The sequence below is a fragment of the Streptomyces sp. IBSBF 2435 genome, assembly GCF_036815005.1.
Lineage (GTDB): Bacteria > Actinomycetota > Actinomycetes > Streptomycetales > Streptomycetaceae > Actinacidiphila.
In genome coordinates this window covers 1-14,547 of the sequence record NZ_JAJSYW010000184.1, presented here as the reverse complement: position 1 = coordinate 14,547, position 14,547 = coordinate 1, and the positions used below count along the sequence as shown (strand labels likewise).

The 14,547-nt window shown below is 74.1% G+C and carries 13 protein-coding genes, 2 tRNA genes and 1 pseudogene; 10 read left to right on the top strand and 6 right to left on the bottom strand.

Features of this window, described 5'->3' with window-relative positions; translation table 11 throughout:
* Positions 1-188: 188 nt before the first annotated feature.
* Positions 189-590, bottom strand: coding sequence for a hypothetical protein (locus tag V7E46_RS27440; protein WP_333770922.1), 402 nt, complete (start codon positions 588-590; stop codon positions 189-191).
* An 87-nt stretch (positions 591-677) separates the two neighbouring features.
* A complete protein-coding gene (locus V7E46_RS27435; protein ID WP_333770921.1) occupies positions 678-2,318 on the bottom strand; it encodes an ABC-F family ATP-binding cassette domain-containing protein in 1,641 nt (546 codons plus the stop codon).
* Between the two features lie 217 nt (positions 2,319-2,535).
* On the opposite strand from V7E46_RS27435, the gene V7E46_RS27430 reads away from it, so the two are divergent.
* The 8 genes from V7E46_RS27430 to V7E46_RS27395 all read left to right on the top strand — a co-directional run bounded on the left by V7E46_RS27430 (position 2,536) and on the right by V7E46_RS27395 (position 11,574).
* Positions 2,536-3,498 carry an acyl-ACP desaturase gene (locus V7E46_RS27430; protein WP_333770920.1) on the top strand — a complete coding sequence of 321 codons (963 nt, stop codon included), beginning with the start codon at positions 2,536-2,538 and terminating at the stop codon, positions 3,496-3,498.
* Between the two features lie 648 nt (positions 3,499-4,146).
* Entirely contained in the window at positions 4,147-4,938 is a 792-nt protein-coding gene (locus V7E46_RS27425) for a TIGR03084 family metal-binding protein (protein WP_333770919.1), read from the top strand.
* Positions 4,935-6,524 carry an acyl-CoA carboxylase subunit beta gene (locus V7E46_RS27420; RefSeq protein WP_333770918.1) on the top strand — a complete coding sequence of 530 codons (1,590 nt, stop codon included), beginning with the start codon at positions 4,935-4,937 and terminating at the stop codon, positions 6,522-6,524. Before V7E46_RS27425 ends, V7E46_RS27420 begins: the two co-directional genes overlap by 4 nt.
* A gap of 53 nt (positions 6,525-6,577) precedes the next feature.
* A complete protein-coding gene (locus V7E46_RS27415; protein WP_333770917.1) occupies positions 6,578-8,587 on the top strand; it encodes an acetyl/propionyl/methylcrotonyl-CoA carboxylase subunit alpha in 2,010 nt (669 codons plus the stop codon).
* Positions 8,584-9,774 (top strand): acyl-CoA dehydrogenase family protein, encoded by a 1,191-nt coding sequence (locus V7E46_RS27410; protein WP_333770916.1) that lies wholly within the window; start codon positions 8,584-8,586, stop codon positions 9,772-9,774. Before V7E46_RS27415 ends, V7E46_RS27410 begins: the two co-directional genes overlap by 4 nt.
* Positions 9,775-9,856: 82 nt before the next feature.
* A complete protein-coding gene (locus tag V7E46_RS27405; protein WP_333770915.1) occupies positions 9,857-10,597 on the top strand; it encodes an enoyl-CoA hydratase family protein in 741 nt (246 codons plus the stop codon).
* A complete protein-coding gene (locus V7E46_RS27400) occupies positions 10,585-11,217 on the top strand; it encodes a TetR/AcrR family transcriptional regulator (RefSeq protein ID WP_333770914.1) in 633 nt (210 codons plus the stop codon). The genes V7E46_RS27405 and V7E46_RS27400 overlap by 13 nt, the downstream gene beginning before the upstream one ends.
* A 75-nt stretch (positions 11,218-11,292) precedes the next feature.
* The gene (locus tag V7E46_RS27395) at positions 11,293-11,574 is read left to right on the top strand and encodes a DUF6343 family protein (RefSeq protein WP_333770913.1); all 282 of its coding nucleotides are present in this window, start codon (positions 11,293-11,295) and stop codon (positions 11,572-11,574) included.
* Between the two features lie 51 nt (positions 11,575-11,625).
* On the opposite strand, the gene V7E46_RS27390 is transcribed toward V7E46_RS27395, so the two are convergent.
* A tRNA-Met gene (locus tag V7E46_RS27390) sits at positions 11,626-11,702 on the bottom strand.
* Between the two features lie 262 nt (positions 11,703-11,964).
* Between V7E46_RS27390 and V7E46_RS27385 the strand changes: the two genes are divergently transcribed.
* Positions 11,965-12,906, top strand: a complete 942-nt coding sequence (locus V7E46_RS27385; protein WP_333770912.1) for a pseudouridine-5'-phosphate glycosidase — start codon at positions 11,965-11,967, stop codon at positions 12,904-12,906.
* Positions 12,903-13,808: a carbohydrate kinase family protein gene (locus V7E46_RS27380; protein ID WP_333770911.1), complete on the top strand. Its 906-nt coding sequence runs from the start codon at positions 12,903-12,905 to the stop codon at positions 13,806-13,808. Before V7E46_RS27385 ends, V7E46_RS27380 begins: the two co-directional genes overlap by 4 nt.
* Positions 13,809-13,851: 43 nt before the next feature.
* Here V7E46_RS27380 and V7E46_RS27375 read toward each other — a convergent pair whose 3' ends face one another.
* From V7E46_RS27375 to V7E46_RS27365, 3 genes and pseudogenes are all read right to left on the bottom strand, one after another.
* The gene (locus V7E46_RS27375; protein ID WP_333770910.1) at positions 13,852-14,118 is read right to left on the bottom strand and encodes a hypothetical protein; all 267 of its coding nucleotides are present in this window, start codon (positions 14,116-14,118) and stop codon (positions 13,852-13,854) included.
* Between the two features lie 128 nt (positions 14,119-14,246).
* Positions 14,247-14,432, bottom strand: a pseudogene (locus V7E46_RS27370) (VOC family protein); the annotation flags it as partial.
* Between the two features lie 27 nt (positions 14,433-14,459).
* Positions 14,460-14,547: transfer RNA gene (locus V7E46_RS27365), tRNA-Leu, on the bottom strand.

The window sequence follows — 14,547 nt, the reverse complement described above, 5'->3', positions numbered from 1 at the left end:
ACCGTCACCCTGAAGTTCACCGGAACCGAGGACTCCTCCCTGGCGACCTCCTTCCTGATCGACGACACCGCCGTCAACGTCAGCTGACGCGACGCCACCTGCGCGCATAAGACGGCGGACCCGGGCCGGCCCCCACTGCCGGTCCGGGTCCGCCGCCATTCCCGGGCGCAACCCCGCATCCCGGGCGCTTATCGGACGTCCACCGTGATGTTCCACAGCGTCATCGCCATACACGACGCCTTGCCCGCCTCGTCAGGACAAACCCGCCGGCTCCCGCTGAGTCTGGCGCTGCCCGCGGCGACACCGCGGTAGACACCCGGCGAGACCTCGGTCAGCGCCTGCCCCGTCTCGGACGCGCCGCTCACACCGGCGCCGAGGCGCAGCCTGAGCTTGCTGCCGACGCTCAGGCAGATCTCCCCTGGGGTGTCCCTGCTCGACAGGTCGAGGACGACGTCACCGCAGTCCGCCGAGACGTTCGTACCGCCGGGGGGATCGGGCGGCACCACCCGCACCCCGGCCGCGGAACCGCAGCCCGCCGTCAGCACGGCAACGGCGCCGGCAGCCGCGACGGAACTCATCCGATGCCGCATCGCCGCCTCCTCCCCACGACCGTTTCCCGGCGGTCATGGATGGGACGCAGCCCGGCCCGATCGGGTTCCCGGTCTCCCGCGACGCGCTCAGACCTCGGTGATCCGGCCGTCCGCGACCGCGATCCGCCGGGTGGTGTGCACCGCGTCCAGCATCCGCCGGTCGTGGGTGACCAGCAGCAAAGTGCCCTGATACGCCGCCAGGGCCGCCTCCAGCTGCTCGATCGCCGGCAGGTCCAGGTGATTGGTGGGCTCGTCGAGCACCAGCAGATTGACGCCGCGGGCCTGGAGCAGCGCCAGCGCCGCCCGGGTGCGCTCCCCCGGCGACAGGGTGGCCGCGGGCCGCAGCACATGGCCGGCCTTGAGGCCGAACTTCGCCAGCAGGGTGCGGATCTCGGCCGGGTCCAGGTCGGGGGCGGGGCCGCGGAAGGCGTCGAGCAGCGGCTCCCCGCCGCGGAAGAGGCCGCGGGCCTGGTCGACCTCGCCGACCAGCACACCGGGGCCGAGCGTGCTGCTGCCCTCGTCCAGCGGGAGCCGGCCGAGCAGCGCGGCCAGAAGGGTGGACTTGCCCGAGCCGTTGGCGCCGGTGATCGCGACCCGGTCGGCCCAGTCGATCTGGAGGTCCACCGCGCCGAAGCGGAAGTCCCCGCGGCGGACCCCGGCGCCGTTCAAGGTGGCCACCACCGCGCCGGCCCGGGGCGCCGCGGCGATCTCCATCCGCAGGTCCCACTCCTTGCGCGGCTCCTCGACCTTGTCGAGCCGCTCGATCATCCGGTCGGTCTGCCGGGCCTTGGCCGCCTGCTTCTCGGCGCCCTCGGCCCGCGCTCTGCGGGCGATCTTGTCGTTGTCGGGGGCCTTGCGCAGCGCGTTGCGGGTGCCCTTGTCCATCCAGCCGCGCTGCATGCGCGCCCTGGCCTCAAGGCCCGCCTTGGTGTCGGCGTACTCGTCGTACTCCTCCCTGGCGTGCCGGCGGGCGGTGGCACGCTCCTCCAGGTACGAGGCGTAGCCGCCGCCGAAGACCGCGACCTGCTGCTGGGCCAGGTCCAGCTCCACCACCCGGTTGGCGGTGCGGGTGAGGAATTCCCTGTCGTGGCTGACCAGGACGGTGCCGGCGCGCAGCCCGGTGACGAATCTCTCCAGGCGCTCCAGGCCGTCGAGGTCGAGGTCGTTGGTCGGCTCGTCGAGCAGGAAGATGTCGTAGCGGCTGAGCAGCAGCGAGGCGAGTCCGGCGCGGGCGGCCTGGCCGCCGGACAGCGCGTACATCTCCTGGTCGAGGCTGATGCCCAGGCCCAGCGACGCGGTGGCCTCCTCGGCCCGTTCGTCCAGGTCGGCACCGCCCAGCGAGAGCCAGCGCTCCAGGCTCACCGCGTAGGCGTCGTCCGCGCCCGGCGCCCCGTCCACCAGGCCCTGGGTGGCCGCGTCCAGCGCCTGCTGCGCCGCCGCGACGCCGGTCCTGCGGGCCAGGAAGTCCCGTACGGTCTCGCCGTCGTCCGTGCGGTCGGGCTCCTGCGGCAGATGGCCCACGGTGGCGGTGGCCGGGCTGAGCCGCAGGGTGCCGTCCTCCGGGGTGTCGAGACCGGCGAGCAGCCGCAGCAGCGTCGACTTCCCCGCGCCGTTGGCACCGACGAGACCCACGACGTCACCGGGCGCGACCACCAGGTCGAGGCCCGTGAACAGCGCGCGGTCGCCGTGCCCTGCGGCGAGATTCCTGGCTACGAGAGTGGCACTCATCAGGCCAAGGATCCTATCGGCTGCCGGCACCTCCGGCGACGCCGCAGCCGCCGGCCGCCGCCCGCCCGCGCGCGCCGCAGGTGGGCACACGGGTTGCCTCCTTACGCCGCCTTAACCTACGGTTGCGTAACTTACGAAAGCGTAGGTCGCACATTCTTTTTCGGCCTTCCACGCCGAACCCCGTTTACGTCCGTCCCTCCCGTCCCCAGGAGCTCCCGTGACCGTTACCTCGCCCCACCTCGCACGCCCCGACGTCTGGAGCGACTCGGCGCTGCTCTACGCGCTGGAAGAGGTGGTCGAGCGCGAGCTCAACCGGCACCTGGGGGTGGCCAAGGAATGGATGCCGCACGAGTACGTTCCGTGGAGCGACGGCCGCAACTTCGACGGCGTCATGGAGGGCGAGGCGTGGGCGCCCGACCAGTCCAAGGTCTCGGCGGTCGGCCGGATAGCGCTGGTGGTCAACCTGCTCACCGAGGACAACCTGCCCAGCTACCACCACGAGATCGCCACGATCTTCGGCCGGGACGGCGCCTGGGGCACGTGGGTCCACCGGTGGACCGCCGAGGAGGGCAGGCACGCGATCGTGATGCGCGACTACCTGCTCACCAGCAGGGCGGTCGACCCGGTCGAGCTGGAGCGCTTCCGCATGATGCACATGTCGGAGGGCTTCGAGCACGACCACCGGCACAGCATGCTGCACTCGGTGGCCTACGTGGCCTTCCAGGAGCTGGCCACCCGGGTCTCGCACCGCAACACCGGCCGCGAGTCAGGCGACCCGGTGTGCGACCGGATGCTGGCCAGGATCGCCAACGACGAGAACCTGCACATGGTCTTCTACCGCAATCTGCTGGCCGCTTCGCTGGAGATCGCGCCCGACCTGGCGATGCGGGCGATCCGCGACGTCGTCGTCGCCTTCCGCATGCCGGGCCACGGCATGCCCGGCTTCGAGCGGGCCGCTGCGCGGATGGCCATCGGCGGGATCTACAACCTGCGGATCCACCACGACGATGTACTGCAGCCGGTGCTGCGCCATCTCAAGGTGCTGGAGGTCTCGGGCCTGGGCCCCGAGGGTCTCCAGGCCCAGGAAGAACTGGGCGCCTTCATGGCCGGCCTGAACGATCAGGCGGTGCGCTTCGACACCAAGCGCGCCACTCTTCTCGCGCGGCGCGCCAAGTCCTGACCCTCCCCCGCCGCGGCGGCGCACCCACCTCCTGCGGAGTGCTCTTCTGCCTCGGCGGTACGCCCGCCCGCCGGCGCGGCCGAGCCCGGAGACCGCCACTCGCGGTGGCGGTACGCCCCGGCCCCCGGCGGAGGGTGCCACTCGCGGTGGCTGGCGGTACGCCTGCCCCGGCGCCGTGGCTGGCCCACGGGGGGTGCCGCTTGCGGTGGCGGTACGCCCGCGCGGCCGGTGGGGGCTCGTCGCGCAGTTCCCCGCGCCCCCGGGTGGTTGCCGCTTGCGGTGGCGTCGCTCCTTTTCAGCCATTCTGATTGCGCGCGCAATTCCCAAGCCCGTGACGGGCCGCGTCCAGCTCCCTCCGCGCCAGAGGGCACGCCATCCAGGGGCGCGAGGAACTGCGCGACAAGCCACGACGAACCGTCGCGTGGAAACGGACAGCCACCACCCCGAGGAGCGCGGGGAACTGCGCGGCCGGCCACGACGCACCGCAGGTGCGAAGCCCACCGCAAGCGGCAACTCCGGGGGCGCGGGGCCCGGCCCGCGACGAGGGGGCCCGCCGAGCGCGGAGGAGCCGAAAATCAAGCGTGCGGGCTTGAATGATTCAAGCCGCCCTGCCACGCTCGTCCCACGCCTACGCGGGGAGCGCCGCCCATGCAAACGCCCGTCCTGGACGACCTGGCTGCCGAGACCGCAGGGCTCGACACCCTCGTGGCCGGGCTGGAGCCCGACGCGTGGGCGCGGCCGACCCCGGCCGAGGGCTGGACGATCGCGCACCAGATCGCCCACCTGGCCTGGACCGACGCCCGCGCCCTGCTGGCGGTCACCGACCCGGACGCCTTCACCCGCGAGAGCGCGTCCGCCGCGGCGCGCTTCGGCACATACGTCGACGAGGGCGCCGAGCAGGGCGCCTGGCTGCCGCCCGGCGAACTGCTGGCGCAGTGGCGTGCGGGCCGCGCCCGGTTGTGGGAGGTGCTCGCGGCGCAGCCGCCCGGCGCCCGCTTCGGGTGGTACGGGCCGCCGATGAGCACCGCGTCGATGGCGACGGGCCGGCTGATGGAGACCTGGGCGCACGGCGAGGACATCGCGGACACGCTCGGGGTGCGGCGGGAGCCGACCGCCCGGCTGTGGCATGTCGCCCGGATCGGCGTACGCGCACGGGACTTCGCCTTCGCGGTGCACGGACGGCCCGCGCCCGCCGAGGAGTTCCGGGTCGAACTGACCGCTCCCGACGGCACGTTGTGGACCTTCGGCCCGGCGGACGCCGGCCAGCGGGTGACCGGGCCCGCACTGGACTTCTGCCTGCTCGCGGTACGCCGCAGGCACCGCGACGACGTGGCCGTACGGGCGGAAGGCCCCGATGCCGACGCATGGCTGTCGGTGGCGCAGGCCTTCGCGGGGCCGCCGGGCGGCAACCGGTCGCCGTCGAAGGGGGCGGACCGATGACCGCCCTCGACACCGGCGGCCCGGACTTCGCCGAGCGCGCCGCCGCGATGACCGCCCGCCTCGCCGAGCTGGCCGCGGCGCACACCGACGCGCTGGCGGGCGGCGGGCGGAAGTACCAGGACCGGCACCGCGCCCGCGGCAAACTGCTGGCCCGGGAGCGTATCGAGCTGCTGCTCGACCCGGACACGCCCTTCCTGGAGCTGTCCCCGCTCGCCGCATGGGGCAGCGACTTCGCCACCGGCGCGTCCCTGGTCACCGGGATCGGGGTGATCGAGGGCACCGAATGCGTGGTGACCGCCAACGACCCGACCGTGCGCGGCGGTTCGAGCAATCCGTGGACGCTGAAGAAGGCGCTGCGGGCCAACGAGATAGCCTTCGCCAACCGGCTGCCGGTGGTGAGCCTGGTGGAGTCCGGCGGCGCCGATCTGCCCAGCCAGAAGGAGATCTTCATCCCGGGCGGCGCCCTCTTCCGCGATCTGACCCGGCTGTCGGCGGCCGGCGTCCCGACGATCGCGGTGGTCTTCGGCAATTCGACCGCGGGCGGCGCCTACATCCCGGGGATGTCGGACCACGTGATCATGGTCAAGGAGCGCGCGAAGGTCTTCCTCGGCGGCCCGCCGCTGGTGAAGATGGCCACCGGCGAGGAGAGCGACGACGAGTCGCTGGGCGGCGCCGACATGCACGCCAGGATCTCCGGCCTCGCCGACCACTTCGCGCTGGACGAGCCGGACGCGCTGCGTACCGCCCGCCGGGTGGTCGCCCGGCTCAACCTCCGCAAGCCCGGGCCCGGTCCGCGCCCCGACCCTGCGCCGCCGCTCTTCGACGCGGCGGACCTGCTGGGCATCGTGCCGGGCGATCTGCGCACCCCGTTCGACCCGCGCGAGGTGGTCGTACGGATCGCGGACGGCTCGGCCTTCGACGAGTTCAAGCCGCTGTACGGGCCGAGTCTGGCGACCGGCTGGGCCGAGGTGCACGGCTATCCGGTGGGCATCCTGGCCAACGCGCAGGGCGTGCTGTTCAGCGCCGAGTCGCAGAAGGCCGCGCAGTTCATCCAGTTGGCCAACCAGCGCGACATTCCGCTGCTGTTCCTGCACAACACCACCGGCTACATGGTCGGCAAGCAGTACGAGCAGGGCGGCATCATCAAGCACGGCGCGATGATGATCAACGCGGTGTCCAACTCGCGGGTCCCGCACATCTCGGTGCTGATGGGCGCCAGTTACGGTGCCGGGCACTACGGGATGTGCGGGCGGGCCTTCGAGCCGCGCTTCCTGTTCTCCTGGCCGAGCGCCAAGTCCGCGGTGATGGGGCCGAGTCAGCTCGCCGGTGTGCTGTCGATCGTCGCCCGGCAGTCCGCGGCGGCACGCGGGCTGCCGTACGACGAGGACGCGGACGCCGGGCTGCGGGCCGCGGTGGAGCAGCAGATCGAGGCGGAGTCGCTGCCGATGTTCCTGTCGGGGCGGCTCTACGACGACGGTGTGATCGACCCGCGCGACACCCGTACGGTGCTCGGCCTGTGCCTGTCGGCCGTGCACGGGGCGCCGGTGGAGGGTGCGCGCGGCGGTTTCGGGGTCTTCCGTATGTGACGGGGTGTCCACAGGCGACGGGCGTCCGTCGGTGATGGGGAGGGGGCGGGCCGATGGGCACGCCGATCGGTTCTGTACTGGTGGCCAACCGGGGCGAGATCGCCCGGCGGGTGTTCCGCACCTGCCGCGAGCTGGGCATCGCCACGGTCGCGGTGCATTCCGACGCCGACGCTGCCGCCGCGCACGTCGTCGAGGCGGACGCCGCCGTACGGCTGCCCGGCGACGCGCCCGCGGACACGTATCTGCGGGCGGATCTGCTGGTGGCCGCGGCCCTGTCGGCGGGCGCCGACGCCGTGCACCCGGGCTACGGCTTCCTCTCGGAGAACGCGGACTTCGCGCGGGCGGTGACGGCGGCGGGGCTGGTGTGGATCGGTCCGCCGGCCGCCGCGGTCGAGGCGATGGGGTCCAAGACCCGGGCGAAGGAGCTGATGGCCGCGGCCGGTGTGCCGGTCTTCGCCGCGCTCGACCCGGCGGCGGTGACGGCGGCGGATCTGCCGCTGCTGGTGAAGGCGGCGGCGGGCGGCGGCGGGCGCGGGATGCGGGTGGTCCGCGACGTGGCGTCCCTGGAAGGGGAGTTGGCGGCGGCGCGGGCCGAGGCCGCAGCGGCGTTCGGTGACGGCGAGGTCTTCGTCGAGCCGTATGTGGAGGGCGCCCGGCATGTCGAGGTGCAACTGCTCGCCGACGCGCACGGCACGGTGTGGGTGCTCGGTGAGCGGGACTGCTCGCTGCAACGGCGGCACCAGAAGGTGATCGAGGAGACTCCTGCACCCGGCCTGACCGGCGAGCTGCGTACCGCACTGCACGAGGCGGCGGTGCGCGCGGCCGGCTCGATCGGCTACCGGGGCGCGGGCACCGCCGAATTCCTGGTCTCGGCGGACGGCCGCCCGTACTTCCTGGAGATGAACACCCGTCTCCAGGTGGAGCATCCGGTCACCGAGTGCGTCACCGGGCTCGATCTGGTGGCCTGGCAGATCCGGATCGCCGAGGGCACCGCCCTGCCGCAGGACCCGCCGCTGCCGCGCGGGCACGCGGTGGAGGCCCGGCTGTGCGCGGAGGATCCGGCGCGCGGCTGGCAGCCGCAGCCGGGCGCGCTGCACCGGCTCGACGTGCCGGGCGTGGACGCGCACTTCTCGGTGCCGCCGGGGCGCGAGGCGGGGCTGCGGCTGGATTCCGGGGTGACCGGCGGGGAGCGGATCGGGGTGCACTACGACCCGATGCTGGCCAAGCTGATCGCCTGGGCGCCGACCCGCGCCGAGGCCGTACGGCGGCTCGCGCACGCCCTGGAGCGGGCCCGGCTGCACGGCCCGGCCACCAACCGGGACCTGCTGGTCCGGGCGCTGCGGCACCCGGACTTCGCCGCCGCGCGGCTCGACACGGCCTTCCTCGAACGCCATGCCGCCGACCTCGGCCTCACCTCCGGCTCCGACGGCTCCGGCTCCGGTCCCGGGGACGCCGAGCGCTTCGCCGCGCTGGCCGTGGCGCTCGCGGACGCGGCCCGGCGTACGGGGGCGGCCGGGGCGCCGGTACCGGTACGCCTGGGCGGCTGGCGGAACGTCCCGTCGCAGCCGCAGCTGAAGCGCTTCGTGAGCGAGCCGGGCGGGCGGGCGTACGACATCCGCTACCGGCTGGACCGGGACGGCCTGAGCGCCGAGGGCTTCGACGGTGTCCGGCTGGTGAGCGCCGCGGCCGACCGGGTGGCACTGGAGATCGACGGTGTCCGGCGGACGTTCGAGGTCGCCGCGCACCCGGAACGGACCTTCGTGGACTCGCCGTTCGGGTCCGCCGCCTTCACCGTCCTGCCGCGTTTCCCCGACCCCGGGCAGTCCGCCGCGCCCGGCTCGCTGCGGGCGCCGATACCCGGCACCGTCGTCAGGACCGCCGGGTTCGGCCCCGGCGACCGGGTCGAGGCGGGGCAGCCGCTGCTGTGGCTTGAGGCGATGAAGATGGAGCACGTGATCGCCGCCCCGGCCGCGGGGACACTGCTCGAACTCACCGCCGACGTGGGCCGCCAGGTCGAACTCGGCGCCGTACTCGCCGTCGTCAAGGAGGAGACAGGACCATGAGCACCGTCCGCAGCACCTTCGACAGCGCCCTGCTGGAGACCGAGGAGCGGCGCGCCCTGCGCAAGGCCGTCGGCGCGCTCGGCCGCCGCTACGGCCGCGGCTACTTCACCGCGGCCGTCAAGGCGGGCAAGCAGACCGACGAGCTGTGGCAGGAGGCGGGCGGCCTGGGCTACCTCGGCGTCAACCTGCCCGCGGAGCACGGCGGCGGAGGCGGCGGGCTCGCCGAACTGTCCATCGTGCTGGAGGAGTTGGGCGCGGCGGGCTGTCCGCTGCTGCTGCTCATCGTCTCCCCCGCCATCTGCGGCACGGTCATCGCCAGATTCGGCACCGACGCGCAGCGGCGGCGCTGGCTGCCGGGGCTCGCGGACGGCTCGCTGCGTATCGCGTTCGGCATCACCGAGCCGGACGCGGGCTCCAACTCGCACCGCATCACCACCACCGCCCGCCGCGACCCCGGCACCGGCGGCTGGCTGCTGACCGGCCGCAAGGTCTTCGTCTCCGGCGTCGACATCGCCGACGCCACCTTGATCGTCGGCCGCACCGAGGACGCCCGCACCGGCCGGCTCAAGCCGTGCCTCTTCCTCGTCGACCGGGAGACCCCCGGCTTCGACTTCCGGCAGATCGACATGGAACTGTCCGCGCCCGAGAAGCAGTTCCAGCTCTTCCTGGACGATGTGGCGCTGCCTGCCGACGCCTTGGTCGGCGACGAGGACGCGGGCCTGCTCCAGCTCTTCGCCGGGCTCAATCCCGAGCGGATCATGACCGCCGCCTTCTCCGTCGGCATGGGCCGCTACGCCCTCGACCGCGCCGTGGACTACGCCCGTACCCGCGAGGTGTGGTCCGCGCCGATCGGCAGCCACCAGGCCATCGCCCACCCGCTGGCGCAGGCCCACATCGAGCTGGAGCTGGCCCGGCTGATGATGCAGAAGGCCGCGTACCTCTACGACGCCGGCGACGACATGGGCGCGGGAGAGGCCGCGAACATGGCCAAGTACGCGGCGGCGGAAGCGGGCGCGAAGGCCGTCGACCAGGCCGTGCACACCCTCGGCGGCAACGGCCTGACCAGTGAGTACGGCCTCGCCTCGCTGCTCACCGCCTCGCGGGTGGGCCGGATCGCGCCGGTCAGCCGGGAGATGATCCTCAACTTCGTCTCGCACCACAGCCTGGGGCTGCCGAAGTCGTACTGACCGGCCTGGTCCATACTGACCGCCCGCCCGCGGAAAAGACCGCAGGCGGGCACCGCCGCCGCCCGACGTGAAGGGATCCGCCGTGACCACCGCGCCTCTGGTGCGCCGAGCCACCGACCGCGCCATCACCGTCCTCACCCTGGACTCCCCGCACAACCGCAACGCCCTGTCCGCCGCGCTGATCGCCGAGCTGACCGACGTCCTGGACACCGCGGACGCCGACCCGGGCGTCAGGGCCGTGCTGCTCACCCACACCGGCGGCACCTTCTGCTCGGGCGCCGACCTCAAGGCCGACGGCATCCGCCGCGGTCCGGGCCTGCTGGTCGGCCTGATCGAGCGGATCGCCACCTTGTCCAAGCCGGTGGTGGCGCGGGCCGACGGGCACGTGCGGGCGGGCGGCCTCGGCCTGCTCGCGGCCTGCGACATCGCGGTGGCCGGCAGCGCGGCCACCTTCGCCTTCACCGAGGTACGCCTCGGGCTGGCCGCGTCCGTGGCCTCCATCCCGGTGCTGGCGCGGACCGACCGGCGGGCCGCGGAGCGCTATCTGCTCACCGGGGAGCCCTTCGATACCGCGGAGGCGGTCAGGATCGGCCTGGTCACCGCCTGGGACACCGCGCTCGACGGCATCCTGGCCGGACTGCGGGCGTCCTCGCCGCAGGGGCTCGCGGCGTCCAAGGAGATCACGACTGCCCTGCTCAGGAAGCGGATCGCCGCCGAGGCGTCCGCCCGGCAGGAGCAGAGCGGCCGGCTCTTCGAGTCGGCGGAGGCCGCCGAGGGCATCAGGGCCGCGCTGGAGCGCCGGGACCCGCCATGGGCGCTGTGACCCCGGCCGCCGACCGCTTCCCCAAGCAGGACCGCAGCCGCGCCACCCGGCTGCGCATCCTGGAGGCGGCGGTCTCCTGCCTGGCGGAACACGGCTGGTCGGGCAGTACGGTCGCGGTCGTCTGCGCCCGCGCCGGGGTCTCCAGGGGCGCCGCGCAGCACCACTTCCCCACCCGTGAGGAACTCTTCACCGCGGCCATCGCGCACATGGCGGAACAGTGGCTGACCGCGGTGCGCGAGCATGCCCGCGCGCTGCCCCGCGAAGGCCCCGGCCGCACGTACGCGGTGGTCGACATGCTGGTGGCCGTGCACACCGGGCCGCTCTTCCGGGCGGCGCTGCACCTGTGGACGGCGGCCACCGCGGAGGAGCGGCTGCGGCCCGGGGTGACCGCGCTCGAAGCCCGGATCGGCCGCGAGGCGCACCGCCTGGCCGTCGACTTCCTCGGCGCCGACGAGTCGCGGCCCGGGGTGCGCGAGACCGTACAGGCGACCCTGGACATGGCGCGCGGACTGGGCCTGGCGAATCTGCTCAGCGACGACTCGGTCCGGCGCGGCCGTATCGTCCGCCAGTGGGCCGCGGTGCTCGACCAGGTGCTCCGCGACTCCGGCCCGGCGGCCTGACCGCGCGGGGCCCTTCCGCAGCGGTTTCGTCCGGCCCGCCCAGGGTGGATGCTGGAAGGGAGAGGGAGCCGCCTGATGCGCAGAACCGGATACGAACCGACACAGGCCCGCAGCCCACTGCGGCTGCGGCTCGGACTCGCCGTGTGCGGGGTGGTCTGGGGAATCGGGGCGGCCATCGGCTTCGCGCTCTTCGCCCAGCCCGGCTGGGCGGCGCTCTGCGCGGTGATCGCCGCGATAGCGGCGGCGGACTGCGTGATCGTCGTCCGGCACATGCGGCAGGGGGCGCGCTATCAGCCGGGCCGCGACGTTCCGCCCTACCCGCCGGTCGATCGGCGCCCCAAGCAGCGGCGCCACTGACCCCGAGCACAGCGAAGGACCCGGTGCCTGATGGCACCGGGTCCTTCCCATTGGTAGCGGGGACAGGATTTGAACCTGCGACCTCTGGGTTATGAGCCCAGCGAGCTACCGAGCTGCTCCACCCCGCGTCGGTGAACCCCACTCTACGGCTTCCCCCCGCCCACACCAAATCGCCCCGGACACGGTTCGCCCCCGCCGCGTCGGACGGCGCCGCCCAGAGGCGCGGGGAACAGCGCGACAAGCCGCCGCGGCGCCGCGGACAAGCACGCACCGCAGGGGGCACCCGCCCAGGGCCGCGCGCCAGGCGCACAGCGGACCCGGGGGCCACAGCCCCCGCAAGCCCCGCACGGGAGATGTTTGGGGCCACCCGGAAAGCGCCAGGTAGGGGGCATGGAAAAACGTGGTGCGGAACAGGGCCCGGCCGGGATCGTGACCTCGCCCGAGGTCGCGGAAGCCCTCGGCCGGCGCCGGCCCATCGTGGCGCTGGAGTCGACGATCATCGCGCACGGCCTCCCCCGGCCGCGCAACCTGCGGGTCGCCCAGGAGCTGGAGGAGATCGTCAGGAAGGCGGGCGCCGTACCGGCCCCCGTCGCGGTGATCGACGGTGTGCCCCGAGTCGGGCTGACCGAGGGCGAGGTCGAGCGGGTCGCCCGGGACCCGGACATGCGCAAGCTCGGCTTCCGCGACCTGGCGCCGGCGATGGCGGCCGGCGTGAGCGGGGCGACGACGGTGTCGGGCACGGCCTTCCTGGCGGCCCGCGCGGGCATCCGGGTGTTCGGCACCGGGGGCCTCGGCGGGGTGCACCGCGGCTGGGGGGACGTCCAGGACGAGTCGGCCGACCTGCCGCTGCTGGCCCGTACCCGGATCACCGTGGTGTGCGCGGGCGTGAAGTCGATCCTGGACGTCCCCGCGACGCTCCAGCGCCTCGAAACCCTGGGCGTCGGCGTGCTCGGCTTCCGTACCGACCGCTTCCCCGGCTTCTATCTGACCGACTCCGGCGAGCCGGTGGACTGGACGGTGCGGGACGCGCGGGAGGTGGCCGCGGTGATGCGCGGCCAGGACGCGCTCGGCGGACACGAGTCGGCGCTGATCGTCGCCAACCCGGTCCCGGCCGGGAGCCAGCTGGACCGCGGCCTGCACGACCGGGTTCTCGCGGAGGCGCTGGCGGCGGTGGACCGCGAGGGGGTCACCGGGCAGGCGATCACACCCTTCCTGCTGGCGTATCTGACCGAGCACACCGAGGGCGCCTCGCTTGAGGCGAATCTCGCCGCGGTCCGCGGCAATGTGGCGCTGGCCGGGGAGATAGCCGTCGCCTGGTCGCGGCGGCCGTGAGCGGGGCGGGCCGCGGGCTGCTGGTGGTCGGCGACGTCGTGACCGACGTGGTGGCCCGGCACACCGAGCCGCTGGCCGCGGACACCGACACGGCGGCCCGTATCGCGGTGCTGCCCGGCGGCGCGGGCGCGAACGTGGCGTGCTGGGCGGCGCGCCAGGGAGCGCCCGGGGGCGTACGGCTGCTGGCCAGGGCGGGCGCGGACTCCGCCGCCTGGCACCGTACGGCCCTGGCGGCGGCGGGCGTCGAGGCGGTCCTGCGGGTGGACCGGGAGCAGCCCACGGCAGTGGTGATCGCACTGGTCGACGCCGCCGCGGAACGCACCCTGGTCACGGACAGCGGCGCCGCCTTCCGGCTCGGCCCGGCCGACTGGGACGAGGCGCTGCTCGACGGGGTCGGCCGTGTCCACCTGTCCGGCTATCTGTTCTTCTGCGACCCGGGCCGCGAGCTGGCCGCCGTGGTCGGCGGGGCCGCCCGTGCCCGCGGTCTGCCGGTGAGCGTCGATCCGGCGTCGGCGGGCTTCCTGCGCGGCCTCGGTGTGCCGCGCTTCCTCGGCCTCGTGTCGGGCACCGACCTGCTGCTGCCCAACGCCGCCGAGGCCGCGCTGCTGTCCGGCGCGGACGAACCGGCCGCCGCCGCGGCCGAGTTGAGCCGCCGCGGCGGCACGGTGGTCGTGACACTGGGCGCGGGCGGCGCGCTGGCCGCGTACGGCGGACGTGTCACCGCCCGTACGACCGCGGTGGCGGCCACCGCGGTCGACAGCACCGGCGCGGGCGACGCCTTCACCGGCGGGCTGCTCGCGGCCCGGCTGGCGGGCGCCCCCCTCGCCGACGCACTGGCGGCGGGCTGCCGGGCGGGCGCCGCCGCGGTGGCGGTGGTCGGCGGGCGGCCGGAACTGCCCTGATCCGGCCCCGGACAACCGCTCGGCACACTCCACGGGCCGGAGATCACCGGTCCGCGCTGACCTCGTCGGCGAGCCGGGCCGGCCAGCCGCCGACGCTGTACGGGTCGGGCGGCTGCACCTCCATGCGCTCATGACCCGACAGGGCGTCCATCAGGGTCTCGGCGGCGCTGTTGTACGTGAACTGCTCGTCGCGCACCCGGTAGGAGGTGCAGTACAGGTGCGAGGGCTTGACGTCGAAGCCGCCCGAGCTGTCCGGCGGCGGGGTCGCCAGGCCCTTGAGCTGGTCGGCGCGCTCCTTGTCGGTGGGCACGCCGTCGCCACCCCCGGCTCGCCGGGGGCCTCTGCTGCGTCCGAGGGGGGACGGCGCACCCGGTGCAGGGCCGTTGCACGCCGTCGCGGTCCGCGGGGGCCGGTGACCGTCCGGTGGCGTTCGGCCTGTCAGGCGCGGCCGTGCGGCGTGACGTGGCAGCCGTCGGGTGCGGCGAGGGTGAAGGTCCGGCCGAAGGGGGCGCCGATCGGAGCGGAGACGATCGTGTGGCCGTCGGCGGCGAGAGCATCGTGAAGGGCCTGGACGTCTGTGGCGTGGAGCCGGACCGCGGCACCGACGCCGGGCCGGACAACAGAAAACCCCTGCTCGCAGGGGTTTTCTGGTGGTGTCCGAGGGGGGACTTGAACCCCCACGCCCGATAAAGGGCACTAGCACCTCAAGCTAGCGCGTCTGCCATTCCGCCACCCGGAC

What these genes read in the sequence shown, in the direction of transcription:
- V7E46_RS27425 (WP_333770919.1), top strand. Translation starts at nt 4,147, where the DNA reads ATGCAAACGCCCGTCCTGGACGACCTGGCTGCCGAGACCGCAGGGCTC.
- V7E46_RS27400 (WP_333770914.1), top strand. Translation starts at nt 10,585, where the DNA reads ATGGGCGCTGTGACCCCGGCCGCCGACCGCTTCCCCAAGCAGGACCGC.
- V7E46_RS27385 (WP_333770912.1), top strand. Translation starts at nt 11,965, where the DNA reads ATGGAAAAACGTGGTGCGGAACAGGGCCCGGCCGGGATCGTGACCTCG.
- V7E46_RS27410 (WP_333770916.1), top strand. Translation starts at nt 8,584, where the DNA reads ATGAGCACCGTCCGCAGCACCTTCGACAGCGCCCTGCTGGAGACCGAG.
- V7E46_RS27395 (WP_333770913.1), top strand. Translation starts at nt 11,293, where the DNA reads ATGCGCAGAACCGGATACGAACCGACACAGGCCCGCAGCCCACTGCGG.
- V7E46_RS27420 (WP_333770918.1), top strand. Translation starts at nt 4,935, where the DNA reads ATGACCGCCCTCGACACCGGCGGCCCGGACTTCGCCGAGCGCGCCGCC.
- V7E46_RS27415 (WP_333770917.1), top strand. Translation starts at nt 6,578, where the DNA reads ATGGGCACGCCGATCGGTTCTGTACTGGTGGCCAACCGGGGCGAGATC.
- V7E46_RS27435 (WP_333770921.1), bottom strand. Translation starts at nt 2,318, where the DNA reads ATGAGTGCCACTCTCGTAGCCAGGAATCTCGCCGCAGGGCACGGCGAC.
- V7E46_RS27440 (WP_333770922.1), bottom strand. Translation starts at nt 590, where the DNA reads ATGCGGCATCGGATGAGTTCCGTCGCGGCTGCCGGCGCCGTTGCCGTG.